Annotated in this window: 8 protein-coding genes; all 8 read right to left on the bottom strand. The window is 65.3% G+C overall.

The annotated features are described in order from the left end of the window. Positions 1–4: 4 nt before the first annotated feature. Complete coding sequence (locus tag ACPEH1_RS17905) at positions 5–229, bottom strand: hypothetical protein (RefSeq protein ID WP_033470933.1); 225 nt, start codon at positions 227–229, stop codon at positions 5–7. A gap of 330 nt (positions 230–559) precedes the next feature. Next, positions 560–1,117: a hypothetical protein gene (locus ACPEH1_RS17910; RefSeq protein ID WP_033470935.1), complete on the bottom strand. Its 558-nt coding sequence runs from the start codon at positions 1,115–1,117 to the stop codon at positions 560–562. Between the two features lie 243 nt (positions 1,118–1,360). Continuing rightward, the gene (locus ACPEH1_RS17915) at positions 1,361–2,959 is read right to left on the bottom strand and encodes a DNA cytosine methyltransferase (RefSeq protein ID WP_003821062.1); all 1,599 of its coding nucleotides are present in this window, start codon (positions 2,957–2,959) and stop codon (positions 1,361–1,363) included. Between the two features lie 537 nt (positions 2,960–3,496). Further along, positions 3,497–5,521, bottom strand: a complete 2,025-nt coding sequence (locus ACPEH1_RS17920) for a DNA topoisomerase III (protein WP_003821061.1) — start codon at positions 5,519–5,521, stop codon at positions 3,497–3,499. Between the two features lie 274 nt (positions 5,522–5,795). After that, entirely contained in the window at positions 5,796–6,248 is a 453-nt protein-coding gene (locus ACPEH1_RS17925; protein WP_423716146.1) for a single-stranded DNA-binding protein, read from the bottom strand. A 73-nt stretch (positions 6,249–6,321) separates the two neighbouring features. After that, positions 6,322–6,849, bottom strand: coding sequence for a DUF3158 family protein (locus tag ACPEH1_RS17930; RefSeq protein ID WP_003821057.1), 528 nt, complete (start codon positions 6,847–6,849; stop codon positions 6,322–6,324). Next, positions 6,846–7,619: a PFL_4669 family integrating conjugative element protein gene (locus ACPEH1_RS17935; RefSeq protein ID WP_003821056.1), complete on the bottom strand. Its 774-nt coding sequence runs from the start codon at positions 7,617–7,619 to the stop codon at positions 6,846–6,848. Before ACPEH1_RS17935 ends, ACPEH1_RS17930 begins: the two co-directional genes overlap by 4 nt. Positions 7,620–7,934: 315 nt before the next feature. Further along, positions 7,935–8,929 (bottom strand): STY4528 family pathogenicity island replication protein (locus ACPEH1_RS17940; RefSeq protein ID WP_423716147.1); only part of this gene is annotated, 995 nt, incomplete at its 5' end.

The raw sequence follows: 8,929 nt of genomic DNA on the forward strand, positions 1-8,929 counted from the left end.
TGGATCAAGGAACGGCGAGCTGGGACCAGCCGCCTCTTTCGAGGGCACGTTGAGCCGCGGCATAGCTGCGGAAGTACTCGCGGGATTCCCGCGAAACGGGGCCTTCGGTATCGCGCGTGCCGATGTAGTGGCCGGCGGCGCTTTGCAGGACTTCGAGCGGCAGGAACTTGCCGCAGTAGGTCGAGGCCAATTGCCCGAAGGTTTGGCCGAAAGAGGCTTGCTGGGACATGGATAGGCTCCTTGGAAAAGCGGGGCCTCGTCCCTCACGGGATGGCGGCTCCCGCACGCGGTTGATAAAAGGCATCGACGTCACGAGGACGCGCGTCCGCAGACTTGATGCGATGCGGACTGGTGGGTAACGCGGGAGAGACCCGCGACAGCCTAAAACCCTGGCTGCTGGCATGTGCTGACGAATCAGCGAACATGCGGGCAGCTTCGTGCGCGGACCGCGCTGCGTCAGTTGGAAAATGGCATCCAGCCCAGACCCGATTGATGGGGACCGAAAGAAAGAAGCCCCGCATCGAGTGCGGGGCTGTCAGGAGGGTGCGGTGACGCTGGGTCAGTCGGGCTTGTCGCCCAGGACATACTGCTTCCACAAATCGAATGCCTGCTCGGGTGGAAGCTCGGCCAGGATGACGATGGGCTGGGCCTGCCGGGCGCGCAGCGAAGCGAAGTACGCCTTCCGGTCGGCGATGGCTTTGAGCTTGATGCCCTTGATAAACAGCAGTTTGCCTTCCTTGATGAACAGCACCTTGTTGCCGATGTCGCGGTTGAATGCGGCTCGCACCTTGCGTTCCGCGTGCATGGCGTCGGCCAGCTCATCGACCAGGAAGTCGAGCGTCATGTCGATGTAGTGAGGGTCTTCACTCTCGTGGCCGAGGTCAAGCGGCGCAGGCGGCAGGCCCTTGGCGAAGGCTTCGGCCTGCGCCAGTAGCCCCGCCTTGCCGTTGAGCGCGTGGAGGAACGTCGAGCCACCGTGGCCGTCGTTGCGGGCCTCGGCGATGGGAGTACCGTCGAACACGACGGTTGCGTTGAAGCACAGTGTTTCCTCGCTGGCGAAGTCGGCCACCTTGAGGTTCTTCAGCGTAATGCGGTCTTGCTTGGTGATGTTGTCCATGGGGAAGTCCTGAGATCGACCGGGTGGCGACATGCTCCTGACGGGACGTGGCGGCCATCCCGTGGGTTGGAGAAATGAGGCATCGATGCCCAGTGGGCAGCGTTCGCCGGTGAGATGCCGAGGCGAACTGGCGGGTGGCGTGGGTGAAACCCGCGGCAGCCTTGACACCCTGGCTACGGGCTGTTGCCGAACCATCGGCAATGCAAGAGGGAGAATGGAGTGGCCCGCAGGCTGCGTCGCCGATCAATCCGAAGCGGTCGAGCCCGTCTTGTGCAGGTACTGCACCAGGCGCTGGCCCAGCCACGCCATGCACGGGACGGCCATGGAGTTGCCGATCGCCTTGTAGCGCGGAGCATCTGCAGCGGGCTTGCCGCGGTACGGGATCAGCGTGTAGTCGTCGGGCATGCCTTGCAGCCGCTCGCACTCCACGGGCATCAGCCGCCGCACCCGCCAATGCGACCAGTCGCCGGGGCCAGGGTCGTTCCAGTCGTAGCGGAAATGCGCCTCGAAGTCGGGAGCCAGGACATAGGGCTTGTCCGCGCCGCCGCCGCTGGTGCGCAGTGCGCCCGCTACGCTGCCGCCCAGCTCGGCGGCAAGACCCTGCTCGCGGCCGTGCAGAGACACGCAGGCCACCATAGGTACGCCGTAGCCCGGCTTGCCGTTGGACAGCACGGTGCAAGCGACCTGGCCATGGCCCGACTCGAAGCGCACTTCACCGCGGTTGTTCTGCGCGAACGCGATGGCGGGCACGACCCCGGCGTTCGCATGGCTGTTGCAATGGCCGCCAGCGCGCAACGTCGGTGTCAGGTCGAGCGTGGCATCGGCGCCGCTGCCCTGCGCGATGAAGGCGATGATCGGAACACCCTTGCCGGTGCCGTCCTCGCTGCTGCCCTTGCCGTTGTTGGCGGTGTCGAGGGTGTGGCTGATGTTGCCTGCGACGGATTGCACCAAGTAGGTCTCGGTGCAGATGTCGTGCTTCGGGCCGCCAGCCATCAAACTGGCTGCAAGATCGGTCGGGCCACGCCCATTGCTGAACCCAAACGTCGTCGTGACCTTGCCGCAGGGCTGCTTCAGTCCTGCATATCCGTCTGCTGGGTCAACACTAGGTTCAGCAGTGCAGGCAGCTTCTTGCCACGGCGCGCTGCCCGCACAAGAATCCCCGAGCAGGCCTGCGCGCTCAAAAAGTACTTCTGCGGGATCGAGGTCATCTCCACCACTTGCCACAAGAAACACACGCTTGCGGCGTTGGGCGACACCGAAATATTGAGCATCGAGCACGCGCCAGGCGATGCGGCGGCGGGGTCCAGACACACAACCAGCGTACGCCCATTTTTCCCCTGGCGGCTGGAGCGCACGGCTTTCTCCGGCCAGTGCGCCCAGGAAATGCCCGAAGGCATTGCTGCGGTCGTTGAGTACGCCTGGGACGTTTTCCCAGACGAGCGTGGCCGCCGGGCGGCTGTCTTGTTGGCGGGTTTGGTCGATGGCATTGGCAAGCTCCACATAGGCAAGGGAAAGGGCACCGCGCGGGTCATCCAGCCCGCGACGGCTACCTGCAACGCTGAACGACTGGCACGGCGTGCCGCCGACCAGGATGTCGGGCGCTGGCACAGTGCCGGCACGCACCTGGCGGGCGATCGCGGTCATGTCGCCCAGATTGGGCACGCGGGGGTAACGGTGGGCGAGCACGGCGCTCGGGAACGGCTCGATCTCGGCGAACCATGCGGCTTCGAGGCCGAGAGGTTGCCAGGCGAGGCTCACGGCCTCAATGCCGCTGCACACGCTGCCGTACAGCAGTGGCGCGGTTTGGGGCACACCGCGTGGGGGGCGAGGTTGCGGGTTCATGTCGGGTCTCCTGTTTGTGTGGCCTTGGACTGTGTGGCCGGGCCGGGACGTTGATCGGCAGGAGAAAGGCGCCGAAGGCCCAGTGGCCTCCGGCTCGGGATGACAGAACCACCCGTGGGCTGTTGCAGGCCCGGTTGTCGCTAGAACCGGCTGCTCATCAAGCAATCGCACCCGGCGCATGTCGTGGTTGGCGCCGGCATCTTCTGGCGCACATCCGCGCACAAAAGGAGCCCAGTTTTTCGCCGTTGGGCACGGCATCGAATACCGCTGACCACGAAGGGTCTCCGGGTGGCTCGCAGGCGGGCAAGCCATCGGGGGACCCTTCGCAGAAGCGGAAAAATGCAGATCAGTAGAACGCGCCGGGAAACCCCGGACATGGTTCGTGGAGAAGCTACCTTCAGGTCCCGCGGCCGGGGACGGCCGGGCGGGACGCGCACACGGACAAGAGAAGGCGTTGCGCGCTGGGCGTCCCGCAGGGCGTGCGGGACATGGGCCACGCCGCCGATGGCGGACACGGCTCTCGGGGAACGGGGTCGGTCAAGAGCCTTTGCGGCCGCTACTGCCATAAAGGCGTAGAGATCGCGAGGCTCCGCGTTTGGACGCGCCGGATTCGACCGGCAGCGTACCTTTGCAGTCGGGGTAGCGACTGCACGACCAGAAGGGGCCGGTCTTGCCGGTGCGCTGGCGCGTGGGTGCGCCGCACTGCGGGCAAGCGGGTCCCTGGGGAACCTTGATGGACAGCGAGGTGCTGCCGTACTGCGCGATCAGTTGCGAAATCCATGCGGCCTGCTTGCCGATAAACACATCCAGGGTGAGCTGACCAGCCTCGATCATGTCGAGCGCCTGTTCCCACACTGCCGTCGTGCCGGGGTCTGCAATCGCCGCGGGTACGGCGTCGATCAGGGTGAACGCTGCATCCGATGCGCGAATGGAGCGTCCTTTCTTCACAAGGTAGCTGCGGGCGATCAACCCGCTGATGATGTTGGCCCGCGTGGCCTCTGTGCCGATGCCGACCGTATCCTTGAGCTTCTGCTTCAGGCGCGGGTCCGTCACCAGCTTGGCGACCCCCTTCATGGATTTGACCAGCTCGCCCTGCGTGTAAGGCTTGGGCGGCATCGTCTTGAGCGCCTTGATCTCGGCCTCGGTCACCTGACACGCCATGCCTTCGCGCAGCACGGGGAGTACCTGGCTGCGTGCCGTGGCTTCACCGTCCTCGTCCGCTTGCGGCTCGGCCAGCACCAGGCGCCAGCCCTTGACGATCACCTGTTTTCCGGTGGCCACCAGCTTCTGCTGGTCGCAGGACAGCTTGGCGACAGTGCGGTCGAACTCGTGGTGAGGGAGGAACTGCGCCAGGTAGTGCGCGCGGATCAGCCGGTACACCGCCAGTTCCTTCTCGCTCATGGCCGAGAGGTTCGCGGGTTCCAAGGTGGGAATGATGCCATGGTGCGCCGTCACTTTGCCGTCGTTCCAGGCGCGCGAGCGCTGGGAGCGGTCGAGCTGGCCCATGATCGGGCGCAGCGAGGGATCGGTCTTGAGCAGGCTGTCCAGAACAGTGGGCACCTCGGCAAACATGCTTTCGGGCAGGTAGCCTGAATCGGAACGCGGGTACGTAGTGGCCTTGTGGGTCTCGTACAGGGACTGGGCGATCTCCAGGGTTTCTTGAACATCCAGCCCAAGCTGTTTGGAACAGACCTCCTGCAAGGTGCCCAGGTCGAACAGCAGCGGCGGGCCTTCACGCATGTGTTCGGTCTCGACAAACACCACCTGAGCGCTACCCGCAGCGCGGATCTGTTGCGCGGCTTGCTGGGCAACCGGCTGTTGCAGGCAGCGGCCAGCGTCGTCGGTGCAGCCATCGGGCGGAACCCACTGCGCGCTGAAAGCCTGTCCACCCGCAGACAGGGACACGTCGATGGCCCAGAACGGCACCGACTTGAAGGCCGCGATCTCGCGGTCGCGGTCCACGACGAGCTTCAGGGTCGGCGTCTGCACGCGCCCGACGGACAGCACGCCGTCGTAGCCGGCCTGACGCCCGAGCACCGTGAACAACCGGCTGAGGTTCATGCCCACGAGCCAGTCGGCGCGTGAGCGCGCAAGCGCCGAGTAGTACATCGGCAGCGTGTCGGATGAGGGCCGCAACTTGCCGAGCGCGGTGCGGATCGACGCATCGTTGAGCGCCGACAACCACAGCCGTTCGATGGGGCCGCGGTAACCGCACAGGTCGATGATCTCGCGGGCGATCAGCTCTCCCTCGCGGTCGGCATCGGTGGCGATGACCAAATGGGTCGCCTTCGCCAGAAGCGCTTTGACGACCTTGAATTGCGTGGCGGTCTTCGGTTTGACCTCGACCCGCCACTGCTGGGGAACGATGGGCAACTGCTCCAGCGACCAGCGCTTGAGCGCCGCGTCATAGACCTCGGGAGCTGCTGCTTCTACGAGATGGCCAATGCACCAGGTGACGGTGACGCCGGAGCCGCTGAGACAGCCTTCACCGCGCTGCGTCGCGCCGAGAATCCGGCCAATGTCTTTGCCCTGGGAGGGCTTCTCGCACAAGAACAGCCGCATGTCAGTCCATCCGATTTCCATGGTTCATTGAGTTGCGGGAATCGAGGATGCCGAACACCACCAAGGGCAGCAGCAAACAAGCCGCATGCGGTGGCGACCACTTTTACGGGATGGGATGGCGGGGACGGGAGTGGCGTTCGGCCGGGGATGTGCGGGCCGGGAGCCGCGATTTTTTGGAGCGCACGGACGCCGGTGGACGTTGATGGAGCTATCCCCTGGGGATAGCTCGCGAGGGCATGGGGGCGACGGACGACTGCCACCGCCCCATGCCGGATCACTTCCTGCGCTTCGGCTCCTTCGGCGCGGTCGGTTCCTGGGCGGCCAGGGGTTTCGGCTGCGCATCCTGCGCGGCCTCTTGCTGCCTGGGGCTGAGGGCTACGGACTCGATGCGGAACGGCAGGATGCCGACGCTGCGCGCGTTGATCTGCCAGGTCTCGCGCGGCTGATCCTCGTTGTCCGTCCAAGGTTCGCGCTCCATCCGGCCGACGACCAGCACGCGCATGCCCTTCTGGTAGAGGTCCTTCCAGTGCGCGGCGTCGCGGTGCCAGATTTCCACCGGCGCCCAGAAGCCGCCGCGATCCTCGAAGGTGCCATCCTTCTTGGGAATGGGGTTGTCGAAATAGACGTTCAGGCGCAGAAGGCGGCTGGGCTCGTCGTTGCCGTTGGGGAACTCCCGGTACTCGGGGGGCGAGCCGATGTTGCCCTCGCCAGAAAAATGCGTACTCATGTTGCAATCTCCGTGGTGGTTGAAATACCCGCACCTGGTCGGTGACGAGCGCGTGCTGGGTTGCCCGGCGCGATCACTGATCGCGCAGTGCGGGTGGGATGGACTTGAGCCGACGCAGGTAAGCGTCTTCCGCCTCGGTGGCCTTGCTGGCACACTCCTGGGCCAGCCTGCCCAAGGTGTGCAACAGGCTGATCTGCATGTTCAGCGTGATGCGCTGCAGCTCGATGGCGTGCAAGTCGGCCAGCAGGTTGACCGGCGTGCTGGTACTCGCCATCAGCTCCTGCCACAGTGCCACGCCCATGGCCGAGCGGTCGTGCTTGCGCCAGCGAAGAAACGCCGTGCCTGCGCCAGTTGTCTGCTGGGCCAGTTCGATGGGGAGCAGGTGGAAGGGATGCCCGAGGGCTTGTTGCAGCACCTGTCGCTGCGCCAAGCCAATCAACTCGTCGCGCATGGCGAAGCACTGGCTGGCCCAGGCCTCCAAGTCCCCTTTACCCTTAAAGGGCTTTAAAAGGCCTTTTTGAGAGGCTGCGTGTTCCAACTGCATGAAGGCTGTCTGTTGCAGAGGGCGGAAGTAGCGGGTGTCGCGGTTTGGGTCGCTCATGCCTGCGCGTCCTCGCCGGCCGTCGCTTCGGGGGCGGCGGCCTCGTCGCTGGGCGATGCGGCTGCGGCAGGACCGTCACCGCGCTGCTGCAGGCCACGGCGCATGATGGGCGGCGCGAACTTCGAGCGGCGCGTGCCCTCCAGCACGTCCGGCGGCATCTCGCCGAACTTTTCCAACGCCGCCCGCGCTGCGGCATTCTTGGCGGCGAAGTCGTCGCGGGTGCAGCCCGAGTAGCGGTACTGCTGGGCCAGCGAGAACAGGCTGCGCAGTGCATGCGCGCCTTCGTTGAGCCAGCGTTCGAGCGTCGAGCGATCGATCAGCGCGGTGTGGTGCGCGAGGATCAGCTTGCGGGCGATATCGTCGTAGTCGGCGAGCAGGTACACGGCGGCAAAGCCGAGCTGCGCATTGACGAACAGCGGCAGCTTGACCGGCTGGACGTTGAGGTTTTCGCCCAGGGTGAGTGCCGGCGGCACGCTCGCCAGGGCCTGGTCCACCTGTTCGCGCAGCGATTGCAGCGTGGCCTTGGTCTGGTCGAGCTTGTCCTCGATGCGGAGCATCCAGAAGTCGCTGTACGGGTCGTCCTGCTCCGAGCCGCGCCGCATCTTGTTCATCTGGGCGATGTAGCCGTTCAGGCCGACGATGCCCGGTCGCCCTTCGGCGGCGGCGCGGCCGTGCCAGATGCGCGAGGCGTGGTGCGTGTGCAGCGTCAGCGACATCGCGCTGCGCAAGGAGCCGAGATTCAGTTGCAGGGGTTCGTTGGTGGTTGCCATGGTGTCCGCTCGTTGTTGGAAAAGAGCGGACAGCTTCGGCAGGTAGCGGAAGGCAGTCAGTCAACAAACCGAAACCCGCCCGTCCCCGGTTCACGGCGCGGTGGGTGCATGCGTCGCGATCTATCCCCTGGGGATAGCGCCATGGAGCGCCAAGGAACGCTGCACACCCGGATCAGCGCGAACAAGGCCGATCCCGCTGCAGGCGATCGAGGCCTGGCGTGCAGCGGTTCGACGTGTAGCCGTCAGTGGAACTATCCCCAGGGGATAGCTCTACTGGAAGCCACCGGCATCCACTTCACCACCTTGCAGGCCCGCTCACTTGCTGGCGAGCAGGTTGCGCAGCCGCTCGATGTGCTGCCTGGCGACTTCTGGCGGCACAGGCTTGCCCTGCGGCTGGGATGGTGGCGGTGCTGGTGGTGGCGGCCGCTCGTTCGGCGCAACGGGCGCCGATGGCGCGTCCTTCTTGGCCCAGGCGTTGAACTCGCCATGGATGGCCCGCTGGATGATGCCGAACAGATACCCTGCAGGATTGCGGATGCCATGGTTGCTGCATCGTGCAGCCCATTCGTCCAGCACGGCCTGCCTCAGCGCAGCATCGACCTGCTGTAGTGCCACCCTCGCACCTGTCTGCTGCTCTGCCTTCAGTTCCGCGAAGCGTTTGGGCCATTGCAGGTCGCCCAGCGCGCGCGCATGCGCTTGTGCCTGCGCGGTAGTACGTACTTCATTAATACGACTACTACGTACTGTACGGGCCTGCTTCGGATTCCGAAGAGAGGCGTCTGGCGCGGGTTTCGACCCTGCTTCGGATTCCGAAGTGGGATCGTCAGGATTCCGAAGAAGGCTCGTCGCCCCTTCTTCGGATTCGTGCGTGGCGTCCTCCTGTGGATAACTTTCGTGCGCCCCGACGCCCTGGCTGGCGAGGCGTTCGGCCAGGACTTGCAGCCTCGATGGCAGGGTGCGCCCGGCCAGCATCGGGTCTTCGCCGATTTCCTTGAGGGTGTGCAGGCCTACGATCTGCACGGCTTTGGCCGAATGGCCGAGCGCTTGGCTGACGAGTTGCAGGTAGTCCGGGTCGAGCTGCATCGCTTCAAAGGGGGTCAGCGGCTCGTCGTGCAGGACATAGAGGTTGCCGAGGATGCGGCCGGTCTTGGCGTCGCGCCGTCGCCGCACCAGGCTCAGCCATCGAGTCAGCCGCAGCAGCGTCAGTGCTCGCGCCACGGTTTCGTGCGAGGCTTGCCCGGCGCAGGGCATCGACGCCAGCCAGGGCCGAAGCTGTTCATACGTCGGGAACGCCGTCACGCCATCGTCGT

Origin of the sequence: Stenotrophomonas sp. NPDC077421, from assembly GCF_049545505.1 — a bacterium.
Lineage (GTDB): Bacteria > Pseudomonadota > Gammaproteobacteria > Xanthomonadales > Xanthomonadaceae > Stenotrophomonas > Stenotrophomonas nematodicola.

What these genes read in the sequence shown, in the direction of transcription:
- ACPEH1_RS17915 (WP_003821062.1), bottom strand. Translation starts at nt 2,959, where the DNA reads ATGAACCCGCAACCTCGCCCCCCACGCGGTGTGCCCCAAACCGCGCCA.
- ACPEH1_RS17935 (WP_003821056.1), bottom strand. Translation starts at nt 7,619, where the DNA reads ATGGCAACCACCAACGAACCCCTGCAACTGAATCTCGGCTCCTTGCGC.
- ACPEH1_RS17930 (WP_003821057.1), bottom strand. Translation starts at nt 6,849, where the DNA reads ATGAGCGACCCAAACCGCGACACCCGCTACTTCCGCCCTCTGCAACAG.
- ACPEH1_RS17905 (WP_033470933.1), bottom strand. Translation starts at nt 229, where the DNA reads ATGTCCCAGCAAGCCTCTTTCGGCCAAACCTTCGGGCAATTGGCCTCG.
- ACPEH1_RS17925 (WP_423716146.1), bottom strand. Translation starts at nt 6,248, where the DNA reads ATGAGTACGCATTTTTCTGGCGAGGGCAACATCGGCTCGCCCCCCGAG.
- ACPEH1_RS17920 (WP_003821061.1), bottom strand. Translation starts at nt 5,521, where the DNA reads ATGCGGCTGTTCTTGTGCGAGAAGCCCTCCCAGGGCAAAGACATTGGC.
- ACPEH1_RS17910 (WP_033470935.1), bottom strand. Translation starts at nt 1,117, where the DNA reads ATGGACAACATCACCAAGCAAGACCGCATTACGCTGAAGAACCTCAAG.